We start from the raw sequence: 26899 nt of genomic DNA, 5'->3' as shown, positions 1-26899 counted from the left end.
CGCCATGTCTCGTCGTCGCCCGACCGACCTCGAGCCGGCGACCGGGGGGCGCCCCGACGACGGGGCGCCACCGGTCGGCCGGTCAGCGCTGCCGCTTGACGCGCTCGACGTCCCACACGGGCTCGGGGGTCTCGACGACGCGGCCGTCGGAGCCGAAGACCACGAACCGGTCGAAGCCGCGCGCGAACCACCGGTCGTGCGTGACGGCCATGACCGTGCCCTCGAACGCCAGGAGGCCCGCCTCGAGCGCCTCGGCCGAGTGCAGGTCGAGGTTGTCGGTCGGCTCGTCGAGCAGCAGGAGCGTGGCTCCCCCGAGCTCGAGGAGCAGGATCTGAAAGCGCGCCTGCTGGCCGCCCGAGAGCGTCTCGAAACGCTGCTCGGCCTGACCGACCAGCTCGTAGCGGTCGAGGGCCTTGCTCGCGGGCTCGCGCCCCATGCCGTCGCGCGCACCGTCGCCGCGGTGCAGGATCTCGAGGAGCGTGCGGCCCTCGAACTCGGGGTGGGCGTGGTTCTGCGCGAACCACCCCGGGCGCACGCGCGAGCCGAGCACGGCGCGGCCCGTGTGCGCGACGGGCGGGACCACGGCCGCGTCGCCCGGTGCACCCGCGGTGCCCACAGCGCCCACAGCGGACTCGTAGACCGGCCGGTGCTCCACGTCCGGGTCCGACCCACCCCGCGCCAGCAGGCGCATGAAGTGCGACTTGCCCGAGCCGTTGGACCCCAGGATCGCGACGCGCTCGCCGAAGAAGACCTCGAGGTCGAACGGCTCCATGAGGCCCGTGAGCTCGAGCCGCTCGCACGTCACGGCGCGCTTGGCCGTGCGTCCGCCCGTGAGCCGGACCTTGACGTTCTGCTCGTGGGCGAGCACCTGCGGCGGGCCAGCCTCCTCGAACTTGCGCAGGCGCGTCTGGGCAGCCTGGTAGCGGCTCGCGAGCCCGTCGTTGAACGCCGACTTGTTCTTGAGCATGTTGACGAGGTCCTTGAGCTTGGTGTGCTCCTCCTCCCAGCGGCGCAGCAGCTCCTCGAGGCGGCTGCGGCGGTCGGCCCGTGCCTCGGCGTACGTGCCGAACCCGCCGCCGTGCACCCAGATCGTGCCGCCCGCGGCCGTGGGCTCCACGGTGGCGACCTGGGTCGCGGTGCGCGCCAGGAGCTCGCGGTCGTGGCTGATGAACAGCACGGTCTTGGGCGAGGCAGCGAGCTTCTCCTCGAGCCAGCGCTTGGTCGGCACGTCGAGGTAGTTGTCGGGCTCGTCGAGGAGCAGGACCTCCTCGGGGCCGCGGAACAGTGCCGTGAGGACCAGGCGCTTCTGCTCGCCGCCGGACAGCGTGCGGACCTCGCGGAACTGGGCCTGGTCGAACGGGATGGACAGGACCTCGTCGGTGACCTTGTCCCACTCGGCCTCGGCCTCGTAGCCGCGCGCGTCGGCCCAGTCGGCGAGCGCCTGGGCGTAGCGCATCTGGGAGGGGGTGTCGTCGACCGTCATGATGTCGAGCTCTGCCGCGGCGAGCTCGCGCGCGGCGTCGCGGATCGAGGGCTGCGCGAGGTCGACGAGCAGGTCGCGGACCGTGCGCTCGTCGTCGATGCGGCCGACGAACTGGCGCATGACGCCGAGCCCGCCGCTGCGTCCCACGGTGCCGCCGTGCGGCGACAGGTCTCCCGCGACGATGCGCAGGAGCGTCGTCTTGCCGGCGCCGTTGGGTCCGACGAGCGCGACCTTGGCCCCGTCCGCGACGCGCAGGGTCGCCCCCGCGAGGAGGGGACGCCCGTTGGGCAGGAAGTAGCTGATGTCGCTGATGTCGATGTGACCCACGGGCTCATCCTCCCTGCCCGAGGCCCCGGATGACGATTCCTTTCCGCCCGGGCAGCCCCGCCCAGGCAGCGGGAAGCGGGCAGGACTCCCCTGGGACAGCCTCGCGCTGCCCGACGGCGAAGCGCACCCGGGTGCGCCGGTGCGCCCGGGGTGCGCTCCGCCGTCGGGCAGGGGTCAGCGCTTGCCGCCGCCCAGCAGGCCGCCCAGCCCGCCCAGGATGCTCCCGAGACCGCCGCCCGAGCCCCCCTGACCGCCACCCAGGAGCCCGCCGAGCAGGTCGCCGATCCCACCGCCCCCGGCGGCCTCCTGCGTCCCGGCCGGCTGCTCGCTCTTGCCCCCGAGCTGCTTGGCGAGGAACGACAGCGCGATGGGCGCGAGCGCCGGGAGGATCGAGGCCAGGACGTTCGACTGCGTGCCGCTCTTGTCCGCGAGCTCCGCGACCACCTGTTCCTCGTTCGAGCCGAAAATGTTGCGGACGATCTTCTCGCCGTCGGCCGTGTCGACGTCGTCGAGGTTCACGCCGCCCTCGACGAGAGAGGGAGAGTGCTGCCCGAGAGCCTTGCGGAGCGACGCGGCCCCGGCCGGGTCCTGCGCGTTGGCCTGGAGCCCGCCGATCAGCGCGGGCAGCGCGGTCGTGACCGCCTGCTGGGCGGTCGCCTCGTCCACGCCGAGCCTGCCGGCGAGCTGGTCGAGAGGGATGGCGGACAGGAGGTCGTCGATCGATGCCATGGGGACTCCTGGTTCAGGCCGCCCCGGGGGTCGAGGACGGCGTCGTCACGGGACGCACGTGACCGCAGGCGCCTCGGACGGTCGCTCGCCGGGAGTCCTGCGGCGCACGTGGTCCGAGCCTAGTCCGCAGGAGGCCGGATCCGCCCGGTGGGCTGCACGAACGCGCCACCGGTGCGAGTGTGGAGACATGAGCGACGACACACCGGCCACCCGGACAGACCCGGCCCTCGGCACCGAGGGCGACTCCGACCAGCTCCAGCAGGACGACACCCTGGTCGACCGCGGCGTCGACGACGTGCTCGACGAGGGGTACGCACCGCCCGAGCGCGCACCCCTGACCTACGCCCACCCCGAACGGCTCGAGGAGGACGGCGAGTCGCTCGACCAGCGACTCGCCGACGAGGAGCCCGAGGACTGGGACACCGACCCTCTCGACCGCCCCGACACGACCCGCTCGGGCCGCCTCGTGGCGGACGCCGACGCGCTCGACGGGCGCGTCAACGACACGTACGCGGACGACGCCGGGATCGACGGCGCCGCGGCGAGCGCCGAGGAGGCCGCGGTCCACATCGTCGAGGAGCCGTAGGGGCGGGCCTGCAGGGGGCGCGGGACGCCGGCGCTACGAGGTCGGGGCCGCCCCTGCTCCGGCGGCCTGTGCCGCGGTGCCCGCGTCCCACACGTCCTCGTCCATGCGCACCGCGCGCACGCGCTCGGCGCGGGCCGCGAGCTCGTCGTCGGGCGGGTACGTGACGGCCTCGAGGACCAGGCCGTGCGGGGGCACGACGCCGGCCCCCGCGTCCCGGCGCCTCGCCGCCAGGACCTCGGCCGGCCACGCGACGGGGCGGCGCCCCTCCCCCACGGCGACCGACGCCCCGACGAGCGCCCGGACCATGTTGTGGCAGAAGGCGTCCGCGCGGACGTGCGCGACGACGAGCCCCTCGTCGGGGCCGCCGCTCGCGCGCTCCCAGGACAGGTGCTGGAGCTCGCGGATCGTGGTCGCGCCGGGACGCGGCTTGCAGAAGGCCGCGAAGTCGCGCACACCGAGCAAGGGCTGCAGCGCCTCGTGCATCGCGTCCGCGTCGAGCGGCTTGCGGTTCCACAGGACCCACTCGCGGCGCAGCGGGTCGCGCAGGGTCGGGTCGTCCACGATCCGGAACGTGTAGCTGCGGTAGAGGGCCGAGAAGCGCGCGTCGAACCCCTCCGGCGCCCGGGAGGCCCGGTGCACCACGACGTCCCCCGGCAGCACTCCTCCGAGCCGTGCGACGAGCGCTTCCCCCGGCTCGCGGTCCGACCGGCCCGGCATCGCGTCCCACACGGCCCGCGGGAGGTCGACGTGGGCCACCTGCCCACGGGCGTGCACGCCCGCGTCGGTGCGCCCCGCGACCGTCAGGCGCGGCGGTTCACCGCGCAGGATCTGCGCCAGGCCGTCCTCGAGGGCGCCCTCGACGGTCCGCAGACCGGGCTGTCGGGCCCAGCCCGCGAAGGCGGTGCCCTGGTAGGCGAGGTCCAGGCGGACGCGGACCGGCTGCTCGTTCGTCACGTGCACCTACGCTAGCGCCCGTTAGTGTGCAGACATGCCCGAACGTCCCGCCGCGACCGACCCCGCCGACCTCCGCACCCTGGCTGTGGACTGCGGCGGAGGCGGCATCAAGGCCAACGTGCTCGACGCCGCGGGGACCGCGCACGCGACCGCGGTGCGGGTACCCACGCCCTACCCGCTGCCGCCCTCGCTCCTGGTCGACGTCATCGCGCAGATCGCCGACCGCCTGCCCCCCGCCGTACGTGTCACGGTCGGCATGCCCGGCATGATCCGGCGTGGGGTCGTCGTGCACACCCCGCACTACATCACGCGCTCGGGCCCGCGGAGCAGGGTCGACCCGGCGCTCGCCGAGCAGTGGGCCAGCTTCGACGTCCAGGCCGCCGTGAGCGAGCGCCTCGGGATCCCCGCGCTCGTCCTCAACGACGCCGAGGTCCACGGAGCCGGGGTCATCGCGGCGTCGGGCCTCGAGCTCGTCCTGACCCTCGGCACGGGGCTCGGTTCCGCGCTCTTCCACGGAGGGCGTCTCGCACCCCACCTCGAGTGGTCGCATGCCCCGGTACGACGCGGGACCACGTACGACGAGTACATCGGCGAGGTCGAGCGGCGCAGGCTCGGGAACGGGCTGTGGTCGCGGCGCGTCGTCGCGCTCGTCGACGGTCTGCGCCCCGTCTTCTGGTGGGACCGCCTCTACCTCGGCGGGGGCAACTCGCGCCAGATCACGCCGTCCGCGCTCGAACGGCTCGGCGACGACGTCGTGATCGTGCCCAACTCGGCCGCGCTCGTGGGCGGGGCCCGGGCGTGGGACCTGCCCCTGGCCTGAGCGGACCGGGCGGTCCCGGCCGCGGGATCAGGTCCGCCGCGGCTCCGCCGCCGCGACCTCCCCGTACGCCTCGAGGACCGCCCGGTTGAACGCGACGGGCCGGTCCAGGCTCACGAGGTGCTTGGCCCCGGGGATCACGACGAGCTCGGCCGTGGCCCCTCCCGCCCGGGCCGCCGCCACGAACTCGCGCTCGCCGAGGCGGAAGTGGTCCCACCGGCCGTTGACGAACCACACCGGCGAGCCGGTCGCGGCCAGAGCCGTGAGCGGGTCCGAGGTGCCCACCTCGTCGAGGATCGCGGTCATGGCCGTCAGGGCGAACCCGCCCGCCCCGATGTCCACGATCCCGGCCGGAGGCAGGGTCCGGTCGACCAGCGCCTGGTTGATGGCCGCGCCGTTGTCGGGCAGCTTCTCGATCCGGTCGGCCGCGACGCGCCACGCTCCCCGCAGCGGCGAGCCGGGGACTGTGCAGCAGCTCGCGGCGACGAGACCCGCGACCTGCTCGGGGAACCGCGCGCGGTGCTCGATCCCGACGTACCCGCCGAGCGAGAGCCCGACGACGAGTGCCCGGCCGCCCAGGTCGTCCACGGCACGAGCGACGGTCGCCACCGCACCCTCGAGCGTGAACGGCTCGCCGATGCGTCGGCCGTGGCCCGGCAGGTCGGTCGCGAGGGCCACGACACCTGCACGGTCCATGGCCTCGATCTGCGCACGCCACATGGTGCGGGACGTGCGAGAGCCGTGGACGAACAGCACCGGGAGAGCCATGTCGACCAATCTAGGACGAACGGACCCGCGACGCGGTCGGTGGACGGTTCATGGTCACCGAGGTCGAGGCCCGTTGGTCCCGACGCCTCAGGCCCTTGCTCGGGTCGTCGCGCTGAAGGACGGGCCGGGGCAGCCTGACGCCGTCGACCGCGGGACGATGACCGCCCGACGCCCGCTCCGCCGTCGGGCATGGCGAAGGGCCCGGCACCAGATGGTGCCGGGCCCTTCAGGAGGTACCCGTCCGGCTATGCCGGAGCGAGATCAGTCCTCCTTGGAAGCCGGAGCGTCCTCGACGACGGGAGCGTCCTCGACGACAGGAGCGTCCTCGACGACCGGCGCGTCCTCGACCTTGGCGGCCTTGGGCTTGCTGGTCTTCTTCGTGGCCTTCTCGGCCTCGCGGACGACAGCCTGCTTGGGGCTGACGGGCTCGGTCACGAGCTCGATGACGGCCATGGGGGCGTTGTCGCCCTTGCGGTTGCCGACCTTCGTGATGCGCGTGTAGCCACCGTTGCGCTCCGCCATCTGCGGGGCGATCTCGGTGAAGAGCGTGTGCACGACGGACTTGTCGCGAACGACGGTCATGACGCGACGGCGAGCCGACAGGTCACCGCGCTTCGCGAACGTGATGAGACGCTCGGCCAGCGGACGCAGGCGCTTGGCCTTGGTCTCGGTGGTCGTGATGCGGCCGTGCTCGAAGAGCGCCGTGGACAGGTTCGCGAGGATGAGACGCTCGTGAGCCGGGCCACCGCCGAGCCGCGGACCCTTGGTGGGGGTAGGCATTGATCTTGCTCCTTAGAAGTGGATCGTGCGTGCGGCCGAGCCGCTCGCACGGAAGGTCAGTACTGCTGCTGCTCGTCGGAGAACGTCGCCTCGTCCTCGTCGGCCTCGTAGTAGTCGGCCGTCGAGGGGTCGAAGTCCAGCGGCGAGTCCTTGAGGTTCAGGCCGAGCTCAGCGAGCTTCTCCTTGACCTCGTTGATGGACTTCGCGCCGAAGTTCCGGATGTCCAGCAGGTCTGCTTCGCTGCGAGCGACGAGCTCGCCGACCTGGTGGATGCCCTCGCGCTTGAGGCAGTTGTACGAACGGATCGTGAGGTTGAGCTCCTCGATCGGGAGCGCCAGGTCCGCGGCGAGAGCGGCGTCCGTCGGGGACGGGCCGATCTCGATGCCCTCGGCCTCGACGTTGAGCTCACGGGCGAGGCCGAAGAGCTCGACGAGCGTCTTGCCGGCCGAGGCCAGCGCGTCGCGCGGGGAGATCGCCTGCTTCGTCTCGACGTCGACGATCAGCTTGTCGAAGTCGGTGCGCTGCTCGACACGGGTCGCCTCGACCTTGTACGTGACCTTGAGGACCGGCGAGTAGATCGAGTCGACGGGAACACGGCCGATCTCGGCGTCGAAGGACTTGTTCTGGTTGGCGGAGACGTAGCCACGTCCACGCTCGACCGTGAGCTCGATCTCGAGCTTGCCCTTGTCGTTGAGGGTGGCGATGTGCAGGTCCGGGTTGTGGACCTCCACACCCGCCGGCGGAACGATGTCCGCGGCGGTGACCGCGCCAGCACCCTGCTTGCGCAGGTACATCACGACCGGCTCGTCGTTCTCCGAGGAGACCACGAGGTTCTTGATGTTGAGGATGATCTCGGTGACGTCTTCCTTGACACCGGACACCGTGGTGAACTCGTGGAGCACACCGTCGATACGGATCGAGGTCACTGCAGCGCCCGGGATGGACGAGAGCAGCGTGCGACGAAGCGAGTTGCCGAGGGTGTAGCCGAAGCCAGGCTCGAGCGGCTCGATGGAGAAGCGCGAACGGTTCTCCGAGAGGACCTCTTCGGTCAGGGTGGGGCGCTGTGCGATCAGCACTGGTGTGTTCCTTTCAGTGTGCGTCCGCCATATGACGCATCACGGGCAACGCTGTGCCGGGGCGGGACTCTGTCCACCCGCCCAGGTGGCTGCGCCCGCCGCCGCGCCGACCCGACGAGGTCGGGTGCGGCGCGACGGCGAGCGAAGCGGAAGATCAGACGCGGCGACGCTTCGGGGGGCGGCAGCCGTTGTGAGCCTGGGGCGTCACGTCCTGGATCGAGCCGACCTCGAGGCCGGTCGCCGTGAGCGAGCGGATCGCGGTCTCGCGACCGGAGCCCGGGCCCTTGACGAAGACGTCGACCTTCTTGACGCCGTGCTCCTGGGCGCGGCGGGCCGCGGACTCGGCAGCGAGCTGCGCGGCGAACGGGGTCGACTTGCGCGAGCCCTTGAAGCCGACGTGGCCGGCCGAGGCCCAGGCGATGACAGCACCGGTCTGGTCCGTGATCGACACGATCGTGTTGTTGAACGTGCTCTTGATGTGAGCCTGGCCGTGAGGGACGTTCTTCTTGTCCTTGCGGCGCGGCTTGCGAGCCGCGGTGGCGCGAGTCTTGGGAGGCATTTCTGAGTTCTCTCCTGGTCTGAGGTGTTCGGACCGGGTCGGCGTGCGCTGCGCGGGTGAACTCGAGGTTCAGGCGAGCGGCACGCGTCCCACGGACTACTGCTTAGCGGGCCTTCTTCTTGCCGGCCACGGTGCGCTTGGGTCCCTTGCGGGTACGCGCGTTGGTCTTGGTGCGCTGCCCGCGGACGGGCAGGCCGCGGCGGTGACGCAGGCCCTCGTAGCAGCCGATCTCGACCTTGCGGCGAATGTCAGCAGCCACCTCACGGCGGAGGTCACCCTCGAGCTTGTAGTTGCCCTCGAGGTAGTCACGCAGCGCGACGAGCTCGGTGTCACCGAGGTCCTTCACGCGAACGTCCGGGGAGATCCCGGTGGCGGCCAGCGTCTGCTGGGCGCGGGTACGGCCGACGCCGTAGATGTAGGTGAGCGCGATCTCGAGCCGCTTCTCGCGGGGGAGGTCGACGCCGACAAGACGTGCCATGTGCCTTTCGGCTCCTCTGTACTTCGTTCGGAGGTCTACCGCACCATCTTCCCGCGGAGCTGCGGGCCCCGGCCTCCGAGCCGGGGGTTCCCCTCAGTGGGCCTGTGCGGCCCGACCGTGAGGTTCGTGGTGATGCGCTGGTTGGCACCCGAGGGTGCCGGCGACCGGTCCGCTCTCGCGGACCTGGATCACCGTGCGCCGAAGCGCCGGGGACTCAGCCCTGGCGCTGCTTGTGGCGCAGGTTCTCGCAGATCACCATGACGCGACCGTGCCGGCGGATCACCTTGCACTTGTCGCAGATCTTCTTGACGCTGGGCTTGACCTTCATCAGTCTGTTCCTCCGCCGCCGCACGCACGCGCAGGCGAACCCAGGCTTGCGGCAGCAGTTGTTTCGAGTGGTGGATTCTTGACGACTACTTGTAGCGGTAGACGATCCGGCCACGGGACAGGTCGTACGGGCTCAGCTCCACCACCACCCGGTCCTCAGGGAGGATCCGGATGTAGTGCTGTCGCATCTTGCCCGAGATGTGAGCCAGAACCTTGTGCCCGTTGGCCAGCTCCACGCGGAACATCGCGTTCGGCAAGGCCTCGACCACGCTGCCCTCGATCTCGATGACACCGTCCTTCTTTGCCATATCCTCCGCTAACTCTCGTCTGAACTGCTTCCCACGCACCCGTGCTCTACGAGGACCGGTGAGTGGACGTCGTGTGTGGTCCGGCCCGTCGTCGGTCAGTTCGACTCGCACGGGAAACGCGGACTACACCCAGCGGACTATCCTACGGCATGGATCACCGCGAGGGAACCGCGGGGCTGTGCACCCGGTCACCCCGGACCGAGGGGCTCGGGCGTGCGCCGCCGGCACGGGCGGACGAGCGACGGCCCGCCCCGGACCGGAAAGGGTCGGGACGGGCCGTCTTCTCGGATTCAGGCCTTCTCCGGGCCGTCAGACGTCGAGCGGGGCGATCGTGACGCCGAGCTCGCCCAGCTTGGCCGCACCGCCGTCAGGGGCCGTCAGGACCCAGATGCCGTCCTCGAGGATCGCGACGCTGTGCTCCCAGTGAGCAGCACGAGCACCGTCGTCGGTGACGACCGTCCAGTCGTCCTCGAGGACCTGCGTGAAGCGCTCGCCACGCGTCACCATGGGCTCGATCGCGAGGCACATGCCCGGCTTGAGCCGAGGGCCGCGCTCGCGCGTCCGGTAGTTCAGGACGTCCGGCGGCTGGTGCATCGAGGTACCGATGCCATGGCCGACGTACTCCTCGATGATCCCGTACGCGACGCCGTCCGCGGCAGCCGAGGCCTCGATCGAGTCCTCGACCGCGTTCCCGACGTCACCGAGCCGTTCACCGGTCGCCAGGGCGGCGATGCCCGCCCAGAGCGCCCGTTCGGTCGCCTCGACGAGCGCGACGTCCGCGGCGTCCGCCTCCGGCAGCACGAACGAGAACGCGGAGTCCCCGTGCCAGCCGTCGACGATCGCGCCGCAGTCGACCGAGACGACGTCGCCCGGGAGGAGCTCGCGTGTCCCGGGGATGCCGTGCACCACCTCGTCGTTCACCGAGACGCAGAGCGTCGCCGGGTAACCGTGGTAGCCCAGGAAAGACGGGGTGGCACCGGCGTCGCCGATGACCGCCGCCGCCAGGGCGTCCAGGTCTGCGGTCGTCATGCCGGGACGCACCGCCGAGCGGACCGTGGCGAGCGCGTCAGCGACCACCAGGCCCGCCCGGCGCATGGTGCGCACCTGGTCGACCGTCTTGTACTCGATCTTCTCGCGGCCGAACACTTCTCGCTCCAACCGTCCCGGGTCAGCCGACGAGAGGCGCGAGCGCCTCGACGAGACGCGAGGTCACGTCGTCGATCTCACCGATGCCGTCGACCTGGGCGAGCAGACCGCGCTCGGCGTAGGCCGACGTGAGCGGAGCCGTCTGCTCGGCGTAGATGTCCAGACGGCGAGCGATGGCCTCCTCGGTGTCGTCCTCACGGCCCTCGATCTCCGCACGCTTGCGCAGACGAGCGAGGAGCTCGTCACGGTCTGCGGTGAGCTCGAGGACGGCGTCCAGGCGGACGCCGAGGTCCGAGAGGATCTCGTCGAGCTCGACGACCTGCGCCGCGTTGCGCGGGTAGCCGTCGAGGATGAAGCCGCGCGCCACGTCGTCCTGAGCCAGACGGTCACGGACCATCTCGTTCGTCACGGAGTCCGGGACGAGCTCACCCTTCGCGGTGTACTCCTGAACGAGCCTGCCCAGCTCGGTGCCGCCCTTGATGTTCGCACGGAAGATGTCGCCCGTGGAGATCGCAGGGATGCCGTAGTGCTCCGCCAGGCGAGCCGCCTGGGTGCCCTTGCCTGCACCCTGGGGACCCATGATGATCAGGCGAGCGGAGCCCTCCGCGGAGGACGCTGCAGTGGGAGTCGAGTCGGTCAACGCAAGAACCCTTCGTAGTGACGCTGCTGCAGCTGCGAGTCGATCTGCTTGACCGTCTCGAGGCCGACGCCCACGACGATGAGGATCGAGCTACCGCCGAACGGGATGTTCGTGCTCACCCCCAGCAGGACGAGGACGAGCGTCGGGATGAGCGCAACGAGCGCGAGGTAGATGGCACCCGCGGAGGTGATGCGGGTGATGACGTAGTCCAGGTACTCCGCCGTCGGGCGGCCGGCACGGATGCCGGGGATGAAGCCGCCGTACTTCTTCATGTTGTCGGCGACCTCGTCCGGGTTGAACGTGATGGCCGTGTAGAAGAAGCAGAAGAAGACGATCAGGAGCACGTAGATCGAGATGTGGATCGGCGAGGCCGGGTCGGCGAGGTACTTCGAGACCCACTGGACCCATCCGGCCGTCGCGTCGCCGAACTGGGCGATGAGACCGGGGACCGCGAGCAGCGACGACGCGAAGATGACCGGGATGACACCCGACATGTTGATCTTGATCGGGATGTAGGTGCTGGAGCCGCCGTACATCTTGCGGCCGACCATGCGCTTCGCATACTGCACGGGCACCCGGCGCTGGGACTGCTCGACGAAGACGACGAGCCCGATGACCAGGATGATGACCGCGATCATGATGGTGAAGTTCACGGCGCCGTTGGCGCCACCCGCGATGGACCACAGAGCCGTGGGGAAGCTGGCGGCGATCGAGGTGAAGATGAGGAGCGACATGCCGTTGCCGACGCCGCGCTCCGAGATGAGCTCACCGAGCCACATGATCAGACCGGTACCGGCGGTCATGGTGATCACCATGAGGGCCGAGGTCATGAAGCTGTCGTTCGGGATGACCTCGACCGGGCAGTTCGGGAAGAGGAAGCCGCTGCGGGCGGTCGTGATGACCGTCGTGGACTGCAGGATCGCAAGAGCGATGGTCAGGTAGCGCGTGTACTGCGTGAGCTTCGCGGTACCGGACTGGCCCTCCTTGTGCAGCGCCTCGAAGTGAGGGATGACCACGCGGAGCAGCTGCACGATGATGCTCGCGGTGATGTACGGCATGATGCCGAGCGCGAAGATCGAGAGCTGGAGCAGGGCTCCACCGCTGAACAGGTTGACCATTCCGAGGAGGTCGTTCTGTCCCTGGGAAGCAATGCACTGCTGGACGTTGGCATAGTCCACGCCGGGGGTAGGGATGAACGAGCCCACACGGAAGATCGCCATGATGGCGATCGTGAACAGCAGCTTGCGCCGCAGGTCAGGTGTCCGGAAAGCCCGGGCGAATGCGCTGAGCACCTATCCTCCTGGCCCGCTCGAGGCGGGATGTCGTGTCGCCGGGGTTCGGCGAGATGTGACGCACCCGGCACGGGACGCCACTGGGCACCTTAGCCGCTGCGCCGCGATGGACGGCAATTTGAGACAACCGGCAGTGATTCTACGTTCCCCCGAGCGAGGCTGGTACCGGCTACCACGCCTCTAGACGCAGACAGGGCCGACAGCGCATAGCGCTATCGGCCCTGTCCTTCGTATCAGTTCTCCGAGATGGAGCCACCGGCCGCAAGGATCTTGTCCTTGGCGGAACCCGAGAGCGCGTCGACCGCGACCTCGAGCTTGACGGTGATCTCACCCGTGCCGAGCACCTTGACGAGCTCGCCCTTGCGGACGGCTCCCTTGGCGACCAGGTCCTCGACGGTGACGGAGCCACCCTCGGGGTACAGCGCGGAGAGCTTGTCCAGGTTCACGACCTGGTACTCCGTGCGGAACGGGTTCTTGAAGCCACGAAGCTTGGGCAGACGCATGTGGAGCGGCATCTGACCACCCTCGAAACGCTCCGGCACCTGGTAACGAGCCTTCTGGCCCTTGGTACCACGGCCGGCCGTCTTGCCCTTCGACGCCTCACCACGACCCACACGGGTCTTGGCCTTCTTGGCGCCGGGGGCCGGACGGAGGTGGTGCACCTTCAGGGTGCCACCAGCGCCGACGGTCTGCTGAGCCTCGGCCTTGGGGGCCTCGGCGACAGCAGCCTTCTTGGCAGGAGCCTTCTTCTTGGGAGCGTCGGTCGAAGCCTCGACCGCGGTCTCCTTCTTGGCCTTCTCAGCCATGATCACTCGACCTCCTCAACGGCGACGAGGTGCGCCACCGTTGCGACCATGCCGCGGATCTCCGGGCGGTCCTCCTTCACGGCGGTGTCGCCGATCCGCTTGAGGCCCAGAGTGCGCAGCGTGTCGCGCTGATTCTGCTTGCCGCCGATGGCGGACTTCGTCTGGGTCACCTTGAGTCGAGCCATCACGCACCTACCCCAGCTGCACGTGCACGCAGGAGGGCGGCCGGAGCCACTGCCTCGAGCGGCAGGCCACGGCGCGCTGCAACAGCCTCAGGCTGCTCCAGGTTGCGCAGTGCCTCGACCGTTGCGTGCACGATGTTGATCGCGTTGGACGAACCGAGCGACTTGCTCAGGACGTCGTGGATGCCCGCGCACTCCAGCACGGCGCGCACCGGACCACCGGCGATGACACCGGTACCCGGAGCGGCCGGACGCAGGAAGACGACACCGGCGGCTGCCTCGCCCTGGATGGGGTGAGGAATGGTGCCCTGGATGCGGGGAACCTTGAAGAAGTTCTTCTTGGCCTCCTCGACACCCTTGGCGATCGCCGCGGGAACTTCCTTCGCCTTGCCGTAGCCGACGCCGACGGTACCGTCGCCATCGCCCACCACGACGAGCGCGGTGAAGCTGAAGCGACGGCCGCCCTTGACGACCTTGGACACGCGGTTGATGGTGACGACGCGCTCGACGAAGGCGTTCTTCTCGGCGGCGTCACCACGGCGACCGTCACCACGGCGACCGTCGCGACGAGCGTCGCCCCGGCCTCCGGAGTTGCGGTCGGTCGACTCGTTGGCGGCACCCGTAGGGGCGCCGGTGCTGCTGCGCTGCCCTGCAGCCATCAGAGAATCCTTTGCTTCCGTACCGTGTACACGGTGGTGGTTTCGGCCATCATCACAGGGACAGACCGCCTTCGCGGGCCCCGTCGGCGACTGCAGCCACCCGGCCGTGGTACTTGTTGCCACCGCGGTCGAAGACGACCGAGTCGACACCAGCGGCCTTGGCACGCTCTGCGACGAGCTCGCCGACCTTGCGGGCCTTCGCGCTCTTGTCGCCCTCGAGCGACCGCAGGTCGCCCTCGATGGTCGAAGCGGAAGCAACGGTCTGGCCGATCGTGTCGTCCACGATCTGCGCCGTGATGTGGCGCGCGGAGCGCGTCACCACGAGGCGGGGACGAGCAGCCGTGCCGGCAATCTTCTTGCGCAGGCGGAGGTGGCGGCGCTTGCGCGAGACCGCCTTGCCCTTGCCGAGAACCTTGAGAGCCATCGTTACTTACCAGCCTTTCCGACCTTGCGGCGGACGACCTCGCCGGCGTACCGCACACCCTTGCCCTTGTACGGCTCGGGCTTGCGGATCTTGCGGATGTTCGCAGCGACCTCGCCGACCTGCTGCTTGTCGATGCCTGCGACCGAGAACTTGGTCGGGGACTCGACAGCGAAGGTGATACCAGCGGGCGCGGACACCACGACGGGGTGGCTGAAGCCCAGAGCGAACTCCAGGTCAGTGCCCTTCGCGGTCACGCGGTAACCGGTACCGACGATCTCGAGCTTCTTCTCGTAGCCCTCGGTGACACCGGTCACCAGGTTCGCGAGAAGCGTGCGGGTCAGGCCGTGCAGAGCGCGCGACGAGCGCTCTTCGTTGGGGCGCGTCACCACGAGGGTGGAGGCGTCCTGGGAGACCTCGATGGGGGCGGGGATGGTGTGCTCCAAGGAACCCTTCGGGCCCTTGACCGTCACCAGTGCGCCGCTGATCGTGACATCCACTCCGGCGGGAACCGGAACGGGGATCTTGCCGATACGAGACATGGCGTATCTCTCCTTTCCGATTACCAGACGTAGGCGAGGACTTCTCCGCCCACGCCCTTCTTGGCTGCCTGACGGTCGGTCAGGAGGCCGGAGGACGTGGACAGGATCGCCACGCCGAGGCCACCGAGAACCTTGGGCAGGTTGGTCGACTTCGCGTACACACGCAGGCCGGGCTTCGACACGCGGCGCACACCAGCAAGGGAGCGCTCACGGTTCGGGCCGAACTTCAGCTGGATCGTGAGGTACTTGCCCACGGGGGCGTCCTCGACGGTCCAGCCGGAGATGTAGCCCTCGGCCTGCAGGATCTCAGCAATGTGCGACTTCAGCTTCGAGAACGGCATCTGAACCGTCTCGTGGTAAGCCGAGTTCGCGTTACGCAGACGGGTCAGCATGTCTGCGATCGGGTCGGTCATCGTCATTGGGCTTCAGCCCTTCCTCGCCGGGGTATCTGGCCGGTTCCCCGAGGGGAACCGTGCCAGACCTACGACGTAGTTGTTACCAGCTGCTCTTGGTGACGCCGGGAAGCTCGCCACGGTGTGCCATCTCGCGAACGCAGATACGGCACAGGCCGAACTTGCGGTACACGGAGTGCGGGCGACCGCACTTCTGGCAGCGAGTGTAGGCGCGAACCGCGAACTTAGGCTTTGCGGCTGCCTTGTTGACCAGGGCCTTCTTCGCCATATCAGTTCTGCTCCTTGAAGGGGAAGCCGAGACGGCGCAGCAGGGAGCGGCCCTCGTCATCGGTCGTCGCCGTCGTCACGATCGTGATGTCCATACCGCGGACGCGATCGATCTTGTCCTGGTCGATCTCGTGGAACATCGACTGCTCCGTGAGACCGAAGGTGTAGTTGCCGTGTCCGTCGAACTGCTTGGGCGACAGGCCGCGGAAGTCGCGGATACGCGGCAGCGCGATGGACAGCAGGCGGTCGAGGAACTCCCACATGCGCTCGCCGCGCAGCGTGACGTGCGCGCCGATCGGCATGCCCTCACGCAGCTTGAACTGAGCGATGGACTTGCGGGCCTTGGTGACCTGCGGCTTCTGGCCGGTGATGGCCGAGAGGTCGCGGATGGCACCCTCGATGAGCTTCGAGTCCTTGGCCGCGTCGCCGACACCCATGTTGACGACGATCTTCGTCAGTCGTGCAACCTGGTTGACGTTCTCGTGGCCGAACTCCTCGAGGAGGCCGGCGACGATCTCGTCGCGGTAGCGCTGCTTGAGACGCGCGATCTCCGGGGCTTGCAGTTCAGTGCTCATCAGATGTCCTTACCGGAACGCTTGGCGACGCGCACGCGGACGTTACGCGTACGGCCGTCACGCTCGACCTCTTCGGTGCGGTACCCGACGCGGGTGCCCTTCTTGGTCTCCGGGTCGACGACCATCACGTTGCTCACGTGGATCGGCGCCTCGACGACCTCGATGCCACCGGTACGCGTCCCACGCTGGGACTGACCCACCTTGGTGTGCTTCGTGACGCGGTTGATGCCCTCGACGATCACGCGGTCGGAGTCCGTGAGGACCTCGAGCACGCGACCCTGCTGAGTGCGGTCCTTGCCAGAGATGACGACCACCAGGTCGCCCTTCTTGATCTTCGCCATGTTCAGAGCACCTCCGGAGCCAGCGAGATGATCTTCATGAACCGCTTGTCGCGCAGCTCGCGGCCCACGGGGCCGAAGATGCGCGTGCCACGGGGCTCGCCGTCGTTCTTGAGGATCACGGCCGCGTTCTCGTCAAACTTGATGTAGGAACCGTCCGGACGACGGCGCTCCTTGGCGGTGCGGACGATGACCGCCTTCACGACATCGCCCTTCTTCACGTTGCCGCCGGGGATAGCGTCCTTGACGGTTGCGACGATGACGTCGCCGATTCCGGCGTAGCGACGGCCCGAACCACCGAGAACACGGATGCAGAGAATCTCCTTGGCACCCGTGTTGTCGGCGACGCGAAGTCGCGACTCCTGCTGGATCATGTAGTGAACTCCTGTCGTCGAGCCGGTTCTCGCTGAGCGAGCCTTGCCGAACGGATAGCTGTCAGTGCCGGGTCCCTTGCGGGTGAACCGGCCAGGCGCGGCGGGGTACCGCCACCCTGTCTACTGGTTGCCGCACCTTGGTGCGGCCCGAGACCGGTCGTGACGGGCGGGACCCCGCCCGTCACGACCTGGTAGGCCGCAGGGCCTACTTGGCCTTCTCGAGGATCTCCACCAGGCGCCACCGCTTGGTCGCGGACAGCGGGCGGGTCTCCATGATAAGGACGAGGTCACCGACGCCGGCAGCATTCTGCTCGTCGTGGACCTTGACCTTGCTCGTGCGCCGGATGACCTTGCCGTAGAGCGGGTGCTTGACCCGGTCCTCGACCTCGATCACGACGGTCTTGTCCATCTTGTCGCTCACCACGTAGCCGCGCCGCGTCTTGCGGTTGGCGCGCTGGTCAGCGGCCGTCTCGGTCACCGGTGCGGCGTTCGTTGCGTTCTCGCTCATTCCAGCCTCACTCACTCACGCTCGGTGCGGTACGGATACCGAGCTCGCGCTCACGCAGGATCGTGTAGATCCGCGCGATGTCGCGACGCACGGCCTTCAGGCGACCGTGGCTCTCCAGCTGACCGGTGGCCGACTGGAAGCGGAGGTTGAAAAGCTCCTCCTTGGCCTTCTTCAGCTCGGCGACGAGCTTCTCGTCATCGAACGTGTCCAGCTCGCTCGAACCCAGTTCCTTGGTTCCGATAGCCATCAGTTGCCACCACCCTCGCGCACCACGAAACGGCACTTCATCGGGAGCTTGTGGATCGCGCGGCGCATGGCCTCGCGAGCCAGGGGCTCCGGTACACCGGCCAGCTCGAAGATGATACGGCCGGGCTTGACGTTGGAGATCCACCACTCGGGCGAACCCTTACCAGAACCCATGCGGGTCTCCGCCGGCTTCTTGGTCAGCGGACGGTCCGGGTAGATGTTGATCCAGACCTTTCCGCCTCGCTTGATGTGGCGGGTCATCGCGATACGAGCAGCCTCGATCTGGCGGTTCGTGACGTACGCAGGCTCGAGAGCCTGGATGCCGAACTCGCCGAACGCGATCTGGTTGCCACCCTTCGAGGCGCCGGAGCGCGAGGGGTGGTGCTGCTTGCGGTGCTTCAGCCTGCGCGGGATCAGCATGCTCAGGCCTCCGTTCCGGACTCAGGAGCCTTCTCGGCGACAGGTGCCTCCGCCCCTGCAGCTGCAGGTGCCTCGGACTGTGCCGGACGCTCGTTGCGACGACCAGCACCGCGACGGTCTCCACCACGGTCAGGACGGTCGCCACCGCGGGGGCCACCACGGCCCTGGCGGGGAGCGGCGGTCGCCTGCTGCGCAGCGAACTCCTTCTCGGTCATGTCGCCCTTGTAGATCCACACCTTGACGCCGATACGGCCGAAGGTGGTGCGGGCCTCGAAGAAGCCGTAGTCGATGTTCGCGCGGAGCGTGTGCAGCGGCACACGGCCTTCGCGGTAGAACTCCGAGCGGCTCATCTCGGCGCCGCCGAGACGACCCGAGCACTGGACACGGATGCCCTTGGCGCCGGCGCGCTGCGCGGACTGCATGCCCTTGCGCATCGCACGACGGAAGGACACGCGGCTCGCGAGCTGCTCCGCGATCCCCTGGGCCACGAGCTGAGCATCGATCTCAGCGTTCTTGACCTCGAGGATGTTGAGCTGGACCTGCTTGCCCGTGAGCTTCTCGAGCTCGCCGCGGATGCGGTCTGCCTCTGCGCCACGGCGGCCGATGACGATGCCCGGACGTGCGGTGTGGATGTCCACACGAACACGGTCGCGGGTGCGCTCGATCTCGACCTTGGAGATGCCGGCACGCTCGAGGCCCGTGGCCATGAGCTTGCGGATCTGGACGTCCTCACGGACGTAGTCGCGGTACCGCTGTCCGGGCTTGGTGCTGTCGGCGAACCAACGCGACCGGTGGTCGGTGGTGATGCCGAGGCGGTACCCGTGCGGGTGAACCTTCTGTCCCACTATCGGGCCCTTCCCTTCGTGTCTTCGCGCGGAACGAGAACCACGGTGATGTGGCTCGTCCGCTTGAGGATCTGGCTCGCGCGCCCCTGAGCGCGAGGCCGGAACCGCTTGAGGGTCGGGCCCTCGTCCACGAACGCCTGGGCAACGACGAGCTCCTGCTCGTCGAATGCCACGCTCGCGCGGTCGGCCTTCACCCGTGCGTTCGCGATCGCGCTCTCCACGACCTTGCGGATGGGCTCACTCGCGGCCTGCGGTGCGAACTTCAGCACCGCGACGGCCTCGGTGGCCTGCTTGCCACGGATGAGGTCCACGACGCGCCGGGCCTTCTGGGGCGTGACACGGACGAACCGCGCCTGCGCCTTGGCTTCCATTGCTGTCCTGCCTTCTTGTCTCGTCATGACGTTCGGAGTCGTCGTCTCTTGATCTGCGTCTGCACGCAGATCAGCGACGACGGCCCTTCTTGTCGTCCTTCACGTGGCCGCGGAAGGTCCGGGTGGGTGCGAACTCGCCGAGCTTGTGGCCAACCATCGACTCGGTGACGAACACCGGAGTGTGCTTGCGTCCGTCGTGCACGGCAAAAGTGTGACCGAGGAAGTCGGGCGTGATGACCGACCGACGGGACCAGGTCTTGATGACGTTCTTGGTCCCCTTCTCGTTCTGGACGTCCACCTTCTTCTGAAGGTGTCCATCGACGAAGGGGCCCTTCTTCAGGCTGCGTGGCATCTGTCAGGCTCCTATCAGCGCTTCTTGCCGGTACGGCGACGACGCACGATCAGCTTGTCGCTCGGCTTGTTGGGACGGCGGGTACGACCTTCGGCCTGGCCCCAGGGGCTGACCGGGTGACGTCCACCGGAGGTCTTGCCTTCACCACCACCGTGAGGGTGGTCGATCGGGTTCATGGCGACACCACGGACGGAGGGGCGCTTGCCCTTCCAGCGCATACGGCCGGCCTTGCCCCAGTTGATGTTCGACTGCTCGGCGTTGCCCACCTCGCCGACCGTCGCGCGGCAGCGCAGGTCGACGTTGCGGATCTCACCGGACGGCATACGCAGCTGGGCGTAGGGGCCGTCCTTGGCGACGAGCTGCACGGAGGCACCAGCCGAACGGGCGATCTTCGCGCCGCCACCGGGCTTGAGCTCGATGGCGTGGATGACCGTACCGGTCGGGATGTTGCGCAACGGCAGGTTGTTGCCGGGCTTGATGTCGGCGCCGGCGCCGTTCTCGATGACGTCGCCCTGCTTCAGCTTGTTCGGCGCGATGATGTAGCGCTTCTCGCCGTCCGCGTAGTGCAGGAGCGCGATGCGTGCCGTGCGGTTGGGGTCGTACTCGATGTGAGCGACCTTCGCGGGCACGCCGTCCTTGTCGTGACGACGGAAGTCGATGACTCGGTATGCGCGCTTGTGGCCACCACCCTTGTGACGGGTGGTGATGCGACCGGTGCTGTTGCGGCCACCGCTCTTGGTGAGCGGACGGACCAGCGACTTCTCCGGCTGCGAGCGCGTGATCTCGACGAAGTCGGCAACGCTCGAGCCGCGGCGGCCGGGCGTCGTCGGCTTGTACTTACGGATTCCCATGGGGATCTGTCCTCAATCTGCTCTCGTCCGGCCTCAGCCGACCGGCCCGCCGAAGATGTCGATCGTGCCCTCGCGGAGGGTGATGATCGCACGCTTGGTGTCCTTGCGCTTGCCCAGTCCGAAACGCGTCCGCCGGGTCTTGCCCTTGCGGTTGATCGTGTTCACGGAGGCAACCTTGACCGAGAAGATCTGCTCGACAGCGATCTTGATCTCGGTCTTGTTGGCCCGCGGGTCCACGAGGAAGGTGTACTTACCCTCGTCGAGGAGCCCGTAGCTCTTCTCGGAGACCACCGGCGCGAGCAGGATGTCGCGGGGGTCCTTCGTCACGGCGGTCACTTCGCGGCCTCCTCGGCCTCGTCAGCTGCTTCCGACTCGGACGCGACGGCCTTGACCGACGAGCCCGTGGCGGGTCCGGCGAGGAACGCAGCGAGTGCGCCCTCGGTGAAGACCACGTCGTCGGAGACCAGCACGTCGTAGGTGTTCAGCTGGTCAGCGACCAGGAGGTGCACCTGCTCCGCGTTGCGGAGCGACTTGCTCGTCAGCTCGTCGCCGCGCTCCAGCACCACGAGCACGTGCTTGCGGGGAGAGAGGTTGGCGAGCGAGGAGATCGCGGCCTTGGTCGACGGCTGGCCGTCGATCCCGAAGCCGGACACGACGTGGACACGGCCTGCACGAGCCCGGTCGGAGAGGGCGCCGCGCAGGGCAGCAGCCTTCATCTTCTTGGGGGTGCGCTGGCTGTAGTCGCGCGGCGTCGGGCCGTGAACGACCCCACCGCCGGCGAACTGAGGCGCACGGGTCGAACCCTGACGGGCGCGGCCGGTGCCCTTCTGCTTGTACGGCTTGCGTCCACCACCGCGGACCTCGCCGCGGCTCTTGGTGTCGTGCGTGCCCTGACGGGCTGCAGCGAGCTGCGCGACGACAACCTGGTGGATCAGCGGGACGTTCGTCTGGACGTCGAACACCTCGGCGGGAAGCTCGGCGGTGCCGGCCTTCTTGCCCGTGGCGTCGAGGACGTCAACAGTGAGAGCTGCCATGAGTGTCATGCTCCCTTCACGGCGCTACGCACGAGGACGACGCCGCCCTTGGGGCCGGGCACTGCGCCCTTGACGAGCAGCAGACCCTTCTCTGCGTCGACCGCGTGGACGGTCAGGTTCTGCGTGGTCTGCTGGTCGAAACCCATGCGACCAGCCATGCGCACGCCCTTGAAGACTCGACCCGGGGTCGAGGCCCCACCGATCGAACCAGGCTTGCGGTGGTTACGGTGTGCACCGTGGGAGGCAGGCGCGCCGTGGAAGCCGTGACGCTTCATGACACCGGCCGTGCCCTTGCCCTTGGTGGTGCCCTGGACGTCGACCTTCGCGCCGGCCGTGAAGACCTCCGCGGTGATCTCCTGGCCGAGGGTGTACTCACCGGCGTTGGTCGTGCGGACCTCGGTCACGTGACGGCGCGGCGTGACGCCGGCCTTCTCGAAGTGACCCTTGAGGGGCTTCGTGACCTTGCGCGGGTCGATCTGGCCTGCAGCCAGCTGGACCGCGCTGTAGCCGTCGACCTCGTCGGTACGGACCTGGGTCACGACGTTCGTGCCCACGGCAACGACCGTGACGGGAACCAGGCGACCGGCCTCGTCCCAGAGCTGGGTCATGCCGAGCTTCGTGCCGAGCACGGCCGTGACGGGCCGCTCGTTCTGCTGGGGGGTAGTCATGTTGTCCTCCCGCCTCAGAGCTTGATCTCGATGTTCACGTCCGCAGGCAGGTCGAGACGCATGAGCGAGTCGACGGCCTTCGGAGTGGGATCGATGATGTCGATAAGCCGCTTGTGCGTGCGCATCTCGAAGTGCTCGCGGCTGTCCTTGTACTTGTGAGGCGACCGGATGACGCAGAAGACGTTCTTCTCCGTCGGCAGCGGCACCGGGCCCACGACCGTTGCACCAGCGCGGGTGACAGTGTCGACGATCTTGCGCGCCGAGCTGTCAATCACCTCGTGGTCGTAGGACTTGAGCCGGATGCGGATCTTCTGTCCCGCCATGGCGTCGTCTGACTCTCTCTCTCGAACCGCTAGCTGTCCGACCCCCGCGCTCGGGCGTGTCGCCTATCGCGACCTACCCAGCGCACGCACCGAGGAACGGTGCAGGGCCGTTGGATATGTGAACCGCTCACGCATCGGGCCAACTTCTGGCGCCCGACGGCGTCACAGCCGTTCACAACGTTGTCGAGCCTGTGCAGAACCTGAGCTCCGCGGGGTCCTCGATCCGTATCGACAGAGAGTTCAACCCGCGGCAACCCCGGAATACCGAGGTCCGCATGCTTAGCGGTTCAACACACTGTTCGACACATGAAAGAGCGCACCCGTAACAGGCAACCTGAACAGTCTGCCACAGGAAGCCGTGGAAGACCAATCATGGTGCGTGTGACTCTGCCCTCAGAGGGACTGTCCCCACGCTCCGACCGACACGCTCACGCGCAGTGCGGGCTTGTCGGTCCTTCTAGGGTAACCGCCCGGACGGGCCTCGCAGGACGAAGTGACCGCCCTCACACCCGCGATCGGCCCGGCACCGGGAACCGTGGACCGCCCACGCACGCCTCACCTGCATCGATGCGACGCGACGGCGCCCCCACCAGATTCCAGATCGGTGGGAGATCACACCGCCGGAACCTGCCGATCCGCCCCGCACACCCCCGCTCGAGGCGCCTCGCACGACCGGACACGACCCCAGGCCGGCGGTGAGTCGCTCGATGGAGCCTCGCCCTGCCCTCTCCCCCGCGACCGCACGGAGCGACGACGCCCACCGGCTCGTCGGACGACTCGACGTCCGCAGGCGGTCCCTGGCGGCTCGACCTTCGACATCAGGTCCACCGGCATCAGCACGCGAGGACGACGGCGTCGCGGCGCACCCTCGGCGTCGGGGTCAGGCGCGGCCGGCCAGGCGTCCGGGGACGACGAAGGGCCCGGGTACCTTGCGGTACCCGGGCCCTTCGGTCAATCCTCCCGGCTCCCCGAGCGCGAGGCTCAGGAGCTGCCGGGGTGGATCAGGTGGTCAGAAGATCACTTGATGATCTTCGTGACACGGCCCGAACCGACCGTACGGCCGCCCTCACGGATGGCGAAGCCGAGGCCCTCCTCCATGGCGATCGGCTGGATCAGCGCGACCGTCATCTCGGTGTTGTCACCAGGCATGACCATCTCGGTGCCCTCGGGCAGCGTGATGACGCCGGTGACGTCCGTGGTGCGGAAGTAGAACTGCGGACGGTAGTTCGAGTAGAACGGGTTGTGACGCCCACCCTCGTCCTTGCCCAGGATGTAGACCTGAGCCTCGAAGTCGGTGTGCGGGGTGATCGAACCCGGCTTGACGACGACCTGGCCGCGCTCGACGTCCTCGCGCTTGATGCCGCGGAGCAGCAGACCGGTGTTGTCGCCGGCCTGAGCCTCGTCCATCTGCTTGTGGAACGTCTCGATACCCGTGACCGTGGTCTTCTGCGGGTTGCGGATGCCGACGATCTCGACCTCGGAGTTGACCGCGAGGGTGCCGCGCTCGACCTTGCCGGTGACGACGGTGCCACGACCGGTGATCGTGAAGACGTCCTCGACAGGCATGAGGAAGGGCTTGTCGAGCTCACGGACGGGCTCGGGGACGTTCTCGTCCACGGCCTCCATGAGCGCCTCGACGGACTTGACCCACTCGGGGTCGCCCTCGAGAGCCTTCAGACCGGAGACGCGGACCACGGGGGCCTCGTCGCCGTCGAAGCCCTGCGACGAGAGGAGCTCACGCACCTCCATCTCGACGAGCTCGAGGATTTCCTCGTCCTCGACCATGTCGGACTTGTTCAGCGCGACCAGCAGGTAGGGGACACCCACCTGGCGGGCGAGCAGAACGTGCTCACGCGTCTGGGCCATGGGGCCGTCGGTCGCCGCGACCACGAGGATCGCGCCGTCCATCTGAGCGGCACCGGTGATCATGTTCTTGATGTAGTCGGCGTGCCCGGGAGCGTCGACGTGAGCGTAGTGACGCTTCTCCGTCTCGTACTCGATGTGCGCGATGTTGATCGTGATACCGCGCTGCTTCTCTTCCGGAGCCTTGTCGATCTCGTCGAACTTGAACTCGGGGTTCACGTCCGGGTACTTGTCGTGCAGCACCTTGGAGATCGCTGCCGTCAGGGTCGTCTTACCGTGGTCGACGTGACCGATGGTGCCGACATTGACGTGCGGCTTGGTCCGCTCGAACTTGGCCTTCGCCACTGGGGTCCTCCTGGGACTTGGGTAGTTGTGCCGAACGATGCAGATGCACAAGACATCTGCGGGGCGTGCGGGTCGCTACAGGTTGATGGTTGTTACAGGGTCTTCGACCTGTGGGGACTCACTCGCCCCGGGTCTTCTTGATGATCTCTTCGGCAACGTTCCGAGGGACCTCGGCATAGCTGTCGAATGACATCGAGTACACAGCACGACCCTGGGTCTTGGACCGCAGGTCGCCGATGTACCCGAACATCTCGGACAACGGTACTTGAGCACGGATGACCTTGACACCCGTCGCGTCCTCCATGGACTGGATCATGCCGCGACGAGAGTTGAGGTCACCGATCACGTCGCCCATGTACTCCTCGGGCGTACGCACCTCGACCGCCATGACCGGCTCCAGCAGAACCGGGTCCGCCCGCTTGACGCCCTCCTTGAGGACCATCGAGCCGGCAATCTTGAATGCCATCTCCGAGGAGTCGACATCATGGTACGCGCCGTCGATGAGCGTAGCCTTCACGCCCACGAGCGGGAAGCCGGCGAGGACACCCAGCTGGAGGGCGGCCTGGATACCAGCGTCGACCGACGGGATGTACTCACGCGGGATGCGACCACCGGTGACGGCGTTCTTGAACTCGTAGAGCTCGCCGCCCTCGGTCAGGTCGAGAGGCTCGAAGGTGACCTGCACCTTGGCGAACTGACCCGAACCACCGGTCTGCTTCTTGTGCGTGTAGTCGATCTTCTCCGCCGCGCGGCGGATGGTCTCGCGGTACGCGACCTGCGGCTTGCCGACGTTCGCCTCGACGTTGAACTCGCGACGCATGCGGTCGACGAGGATGTCGAGGTGGAGCTCGCCCATGCCGCCGATGACGGTCTGGCCGGTCTCCTCGTCGAGCTTGACGCGGAAGGTCGGGTCCTCCTCGGCGAGCTTCTGGATGGCGACCGAGAGCTTCTCCTGGTCGGCCTTCGTCTTGGGCTCGATGGCCACGTCGATGACGGGCTCCGGGAAGGTCATCGACTCGAGGACCACGGGGTTCGCGATGTCACACAGGGTGTCACCGGTCGTCGTGTCCTTGAGGCCGATGAACGCGTAGATGTGGCCGGCGCTGCCGAGCTCGACCGCGTTCTCCTTGTTGGAGTGCATCTGGAAGATCTTGCCCAGACGCTCCTTCTTGCCCTTGGTCGCGTTGAGCACCTGGGTGCCCGGCGTGACCTGGCCGGAGTAGACGCGGACGTACGTCAGCTTGCCGAAGAACGGGTGCGAGGCGACCTTGAACGCCAGGGCCGCGAAGGGCTCCGTGGCGTCGGGGTGGCGCTCGACGATCTTCTCCTCGTCCTTGACGTCGTGACCGTTGATGGCCGGGACGTCGAGGGGCGAGGGGAGGTAGTCGATGACCGCGTCGAGCATGGGCTGGACGCCCTTGTTCTTGAACGCGGAGCCGCACAGGACGGGGAAGGCCTCGCCCGAGACGGTGAGCTTGCGGATCGCGGACTTGATCTCCGCGATCGTCAGCTCTTCACCGTTGAGGTACTTCTCGAGAAGCTCCTCGTCGGCCTCGGCGACGTTCTCGACGAGCTCGGCACGGTAGGTCTTGGCCTTCTCGAGGAGGTCCGCGGGGATCTCCTCGATCTCGTAGGCCTCGCCCATCTTGGTCTCGCCGCGCCAGACGAGCGCGCGCATCTCGAGCAGGTCGACGACGCCCGTGAACTCGCTCTCCGAGCCGATCGGCAGCTGGATGACCAGCGGCTTGGCCTTGAGGCGGTTCACGATGGTGTCGACCGTGAAGTAGAAGTCCGCGCCGAGCTTGTCCATCTTGTTGACGAAGCAGATGCGCGGGACGTTGTACTTGTCGGCCTGGCGCCAGACGGTCTCGGACTGGGGCTCGACGCCCTCCTTGCCGTCGAAGACAGCAACAGCGCCGTCGAGCACGCGCAGGGAGCGCTCGACCTCGACCGTGAAGTCCACGTGGCCCGGGGTGTCGATGATGTTGATCTGGTTCTTGTTCCAGAAGCAGGTCACGGCGGCAGACGTGATCGTGATGCCGCGCTCCTTCTCCTGCTCCATCCAGTCGGTCGTCGACGCGCCGTCGTGCGTCTCACCGATCTTGTAGTTCACCCCGGTGTAGAACAGGATGCGCTCGGTGGTCGTGGTCTTACCGGCATCGATGTGGGCCATGATGCCGATGTTGCGGACCTTGTTCAGGTCGGTCAGCACGTCGTGTGCCACGG

At 68.1% G+C, this 26899-nt stretch carries 38 protein-coding genes; 2 read left to right on the top strand and 36 right to left on the bottom strand.

The annotated features are described in order from the left end of the window. Positions 1 to 82: 82 nt before the first annotated feature. Together OERS_RS04150 and OERS_RS04145 are read right to left on the bottom strand one after the other, a co-directional pair. Positions 83 to 1810: an ABC-F family ATP-binding cassette domain-containing protein gene (locus OERS_RS04150; RefSeq protein ID WP_068624673.1), complete on the bottom strand. Its 1728-nt coding sequence runs from the start codon at positions 1808 to 1810 to the stop codon at positions 83 to 85. Positions 1811 to 1984: 174 nt separating this feature from the next. Then, positions 1985 to 2539, bottom strand: a complete 555-nt coding sequence (locus tag OERS_RS04145) for a DUF937 domain-containing protein (protein WP_068624671.1) — start codon at positions 2537 to 2539, stop codon at positions 1985 to 1987. Between the two features lie 187 nt (positions 2540 to 2726). On the opposite strand from OERS_RS04145, the gene OERS_RS04140 reads away from it, so the two are divergent. Beyond that, positions 2727 to 3125, top strand: a complete 399-nt coding sequence (locus tag OERS_RS04140; RefSeq protein WP_056653823.1) for a DUF5709 domain-containing protein — start codon at positions 2727 to 2729, stop codon at positions 3123 to 3125. A gap of 33 nt (positions 3126 to 3158) precedes the next feature. Here the strand turns inward: OERS_RS04140 and truA are convergent, their stop codons facing one another. After that, positions 3159 to 4079, bottom strand: coding sequence for a tRNA pseudouridine(38-40) synthase TruA (gene truA / locus OERS_RS04135; RefSeq protein WP_068624669.1), 921 nt, complete (start codon positions 4077 to 4079; stop codon positions 3159 to 3161). Between the two features lie 34 nt (positions 4080 to 4113). On the opposite strand from truA, the gene OERS_RS04130 reads away from it, so the two are divergent. Further along, positions 4114 to 4899 (top strand): ROK family protein, encoded by a 786-nt coding sequence (locus tag OERS_RS04130; RefSeq protein ID WP_056653818.1) that lies wholly within the window; start codon positions 4114 to 4116, stop codon positions 4897 to 4899. Positions 4900 to 4926: 27 nt separating this feature from the next. Here the strand turns inward: OERS_RS04130 and OERS_RS04125 are convergent, their stop codons facing one another. From OERS_RS04125 to fusA, 33 genes are all read right to left on the bottom strand, one after another. Then, positions 4927 to 5664, bottom strand: coding sequence for an alpha/beta fold hydrolase (locus tag OERS_RS04125; protein ID WP_068624667.1), 738 nt, complete (start codon positions 5662 to 5664; stop codon positions 4927 to 4929). 261 nt (positions 5665 to 5925) lie between these two features. After that, complete coding sequence (rplQ, locus tag OERS_RS04120) at positions 5926 to 6444, bottom strand: 50S ribosomal protein L17 (protein ID WP_056762581.1); 519 nt, start codon at positions 6442 to 6444, stop codon at positions 5926 to 5928. Between the two features lie 56 nt (positions 6445 to 6500). Beyond that, positions 6501 to 7520: a DNA-directed RNA polymerase subunit alpha gene (locus OERS_RS04115; RefSeq protein WP_056653808.1), complete on the bottom strand. Its 1020-nt coding sequence runs from the start codon at positions 7518 to 7520 to the stop codon at positions 6501 to 6503. Positions 7521 to 7674: 154 nt separating this feature from the next. Next, positions 7675 to 8079, bottom strand: a complete 405-nt coding sequence (rpsK, locus tag OERS_RS04110; protein WP_056653805.1) for a 30S ribosomal protein S11 — start codon at positions 8077 to 8079, stop codon at positions 7675 to 7677. A 103-nt stretch (positions 8080 to 8182) separates the two neighbouring features. Beyond that, positions 8183 to 8557 carry a 30S ribosomal protein S13 gene (rpsM, locus tag OERS_RS04105; RefSeq protein WP_030151919.1) on the bottom strand — a complete coding sequence of 125 codons (375 nt, stop codon included), beginning with the start codon at positions 8555 to 8557 and terminating at the stop codon, positions 8183 to 8185. A gap of 214 nt (positions 8558 to 8771) precedes the next feature. Next, positions 8772 to 8885 (bottom strand): 50S ribosomal protein L36, encoded by a 114-nt coding sequence (rpmJ, locus tag OERS_RS04100; RefSeq protein ID WP_009740505.1) that lies wholly within the window; start codon positions 8883 to 8885, stop codon positions 8772 to 8774. Between the two features lie 85 nt (positions 8886 to 8970). Beyond that, the gene (gene infA, locus OERS_RS04095; RefSeq protein WP_012867920.1) at positions 8971 to 9192 is read right to left on the bottom strand and encodes a translation initiation factor IF-1; all 222 of its coding nucleotides are present in this window, start codon (positions 9190 to 9192) and stop codon (positions 8971 to 8973) included. A gap of 309 nt (positions 9193 to 9501) precedes the next feature. Continuing rightward, on the bottom strand, positions 9502 to 10338 hold the full coding sequence (map, locus tag OERS_RS04090; RefSeq protein ID WP_068624665.1) for a type I methionyl aminopeptidase: 837 nt from the start codon (positions 10336 to 10338) through the stop codon (positions 9502 to 9504). Between the two features lie 22 nt (positions 10339 to 10360). Continuing rightward, positions 10361 to 10918 carry an adenylate kinase gene (locus tag OERS_RS04085; protein ID WP_068624719.1) on the bottom strand — a complete coding sequence of 186 codons (558 nt, stop codon included), beginning with the start codon at positions 10916 to 10918 and terminating at the stop codon, positions 10361 to 10363. A 56-nt stretch (positions 10919 to 10974) separates the two neighbouring features. Further along, entirely contained in the window at positions 10975 to 12270 is a 1296-nt protein-coding gene (gene secY / locus OERS_RS04080) for a preprotein translocase subunit SecY (protein ID WP_068624663.1), read from the bottom strand. Between the two features lie 233 nt (positions 12271 to 12503). Then, positions 12504 to 13076 carry a 50S ribosomal protein L15 gene (rplO, locus tag OERS_RS04075; protein WP_082609121.1) on the bottom strand — a complete coding sequence of 191 codons (573 nt, stop codon included), beginning with the start codon at positions 13074 to 13076 and terminating at the stop codon, positions 12504 to 12506. Positions 13077 to 13078: 2 nt separating this feature from the next. Continuing rightward, positions 13079 to 13261, bottom strand: coding sequence for a 50S ribosomal protein L30 (rpmD, locus tag OERS_RS04070; RefSeq protein WP_030151924.1), 183 nt, complete (start codon positions 13259 to 13261; stop codon positions 13079 to 13081). Next, the gene (rpsE, locus tag OERS_RS04065; RefSeq protein ID WP_056653795.1) at positions 13261 to 13917 is read right to left on the bottom strand and encodes a 30S ribosomal protein S5; all 657 of its coding nucleotides are present in this window, start codon (positions 13915 to 13917) and stop codon (positions 13261 to 13263) included. Before rpsE ends, rpmD begins: the two co-directional genes overlap by 1 nt. Before the next feature lie 52 nt (positions 13918 to 13969). After that, positions 13970 to 14341, bottom strand: a complete 372-nt coding sequence (gene rplR / locus OERS_RS04060) for a 50S ribosomal protein L18 (RefSeq protein ID WP_056653792.1) — start codon at positions 14339 to 14341, stop codon at positions 13970 to 13972. A 2-nt stretch (positions 14342 to 14343) separates the two neighbouring features. Further along, the gene (gene rplF, locus OERS_RS04055; protein WP_056653788.1) at positions 14344 to 14880 is read right to left on the bottom strand and encodes a 50S ribosomal protein L6; all 537 of its coding nucleotides are present in this window, start codon (positions 14878 to 14880) and stop codon (positions 14344 to 14346) included. A gap of 20 nt (positions 14881 to 14900) precedes the next feature. Further along, the gene (rpsH, locus tag OERS_RS04050) at positions 14901 to 15299 is read right to left on the bottom strand and encodes a 30S ribosomal protein S8 (protein ID WP_030151928.1); all 399 of its coding nucleotides are present in this window, start codon (positions 15297 to 15299) and stop codon (positions 14901 to 14903) included. Positions 15300 to 15375: 76 nt separating this feature from the next. Next, entirely contained in the window at positions 15376 to 15561 is a 186-nt protein-coding gene (locus OERS_RS04045; RefSeq protein ID WP_012867931.1) for a type Z 30S ribosomal protein S14, read from the bottom strand. Between the two features lies 1 nt (position 15562). After that, entirely contained in the window at positions 15563 to 16135 is a 573-nt protein-coding gene (rplE, locus tag OERS_RS04040; protein WP_056653785.1) for a 50S ribosomal protein L5, read from the bottom strand. Then, entirely contained in the window at positions 16135 to 16476 is a 342-nt protein-coding gene (rplX, locus tag OERS_RS04035) for a 50S ribosomal protein L24 (RefSeq protein WP_056653782.1), read from the bottom strand. Before rplX ends, rplE begins: the two co-directional genes overlap by 1 nt. A 2-nt stretch (positions 16477 to 16478) precedes the next feature. Further along, positions 16479 to 16847 (bottom strand): 50S ribosomal protein L14, encoded by a 369-nt coding sequence (gene rplN, locus OERS_RS04030; protein WP_056653778.1) that lies wholly within the window; start codon positions 16845 to 16847, stop codon positions 16479 to 16481. Positions 16848 to 17052: 205 nt separating this feature from the next. Next, a complete protein-coding gene (gene rpsQ, locus OERS_RS04025) occupies positions 17053 to 17355 on the bottom strand; it encodes a 30S ribosomal protein S17 (RefSeq protein ID WP_056653775.1) in 303 nt (100 codons plus the stop codon). Positions 17356 to 17362: 7 nt separating this feature from the next. After that, positions 17363 to 17602 carry a 50S ribosomal protein L29 gene (gene rpmC, locus OERS_RS04020; RefSeq protein ID WP_056653772.1) on the bottom strand — a complete coding sequence of 80 codons (240 nt, stop codon included), beginning with the start codon at positions 17600 to 17602 and terminating at the stop codon, positions 17363 to 17365. Next, positions 17602 to 18021 (bottom strand): 50S ribosomal protein L16, encoded by a 420-nt coding sequence (rplP, locus tag OERS_RS04015; RefSeq protein WP_056653770.1) that lies wholly within the window; start codon positions 18019 to 18021, stop codon positions 17602 to 17604. The genes rpmC and rplP overlap by 1 nt, the downstream gene beginning before the upstream one ends. Positions 18022 to 18023: 2 nt before the next feature. Next, positions 18024 to 18866 (bottom strand): 30S ribosomal protein S3, encoded by an 843-nt coding sequence (gene rpsC / locus OERS_RS04010; RefSeq protein WP_030151934.1) that lies wholly within the window; start codon positions 18864 to 18866, stop codon positions 18024 to 18026. After that, positions 18866 to 19237: a 50S ribosomal protein L22 gene (rplV, locus tag OERS_RS04005; protein WP_030151935.1), complete on the bottom strand. Its 372-nt coding sequence runs from the start codon at positions 19235 to 19237 to the stop codon at positions 18866 to 18868. Before rplV ends, rpsC begins: the two co-directional genes overlap by 1 nt. A gap of 70 nt (positions 19238 to 19307) precedes the next feature. Then, a complete protein-coding gene (gene rpsS, locus OERS_RS04000; RefSeq protein WP_012867940.1) occupies positions 19308 to 19589 on the bottom strand; it encodes a 30S ribosomal protein S19 in 282 nt (93 codons plus the stop codon). Between the two features lie 14 nt (positions 19590 to 19603). Beyond that, the gene (gene rplB, locus OERS_RS03995; RefSeq protein WP_056653766.1) at positions 19604 to 20440 is read right to left on the bottom strand and encodes a 50S ribosomal protein L2; all 837 of its coding nucleotides are present in this window, start codon (positions 20438 to 20440) and stop codon (positions 19604 to 19606) included. A gap of 33 nt (positions 20441 to 20473) precedes the next feature. Further along, positions 20474 to 20776: a 50S ribosomal protein L23 gene (gene rplW, locus OERS_RS03990; protein ID WP_056653763.1), complete on the bottom strand. Its 303-nt coding sequence runs from the start codon at positions 20774 to 20776 to the stop codon at positions 20474 to 20476. After that, a complete protein-coding gene (gene rplD / locus OERS_RS03985; protein ID WP_056653761.1) occupies positions 20773 to 21474 on the bottom strand; it encodes a 50S ribosomal protein L4 in 702 nt (233 codons plus the stop codon). Before rplD ends, rplW begins: the two co-directional genes overlap by 4 nt. 5 nt (positions 21475 to 21479) lie before the next feature. Then, positions 21480 to 22142, bottom strand: a complete 663-nt coding sequence (rplC, locus tag OERS_RS03980) for a 50S ribosomal protein L3 (RefSeq protein WP_056653758.1) — start codon at positions 22140 to 22142, stop codon at positions 21480 to 21482. Positions 22143 to 22156: 14 nt separating this feature from the next. Beyond that, positions 22157 to 22465, bottom strand: coding sequence for a 30S ribosomal protein S10 (rpsJ, locus tag OERS_RS03975; RefSeq protein WP_012867945.1), 309 nt, complete (start codon positions 22463 to 22465; stop codon positions 22157 to 22159). Positions 22466 to 23482: 1017 nt separating this feature from the next. Continuing rightward, a complete protein-coding gene (gene tuf / locus OERS_RS03970; RefSeq protein WP_056653755.1) occupies positions 23483 to 24673 on the bottom strand; it encodes an elongation factor Tu in 1191 nt (396 codons plus the stop codon). 118 nt (positions 24674 to 24791) lie between these two features. After that, positions 24792 to 26897: an elongation factor G gene (gene fusA / locus OERS_RS03965; RefSeq protein WP_056653753.1), complete on the bottom strand. Its 2106-nt coding sequence runs from the start codon at positions 26895 to 26897 to the stop codon at positions 24792 to 24794. Positions 26898 to 26899: the final 2 nt, after the last annotated feature.

The organism is Oerskovia enterophila (assembly GCF_001692445.1).
GTDB classification, from domain to species: Bacteria; Actinomycetota; Actinomycetes; order Actinomycetales; family Cellulomonadaceae; genus Oerskovia; species Oerskovia enterophila.
The sequence above is the reverse complement of the archived record's forward strand: the minus strand, read 5'-3'. Positions and strand labels throughout refer to the sequence as shown.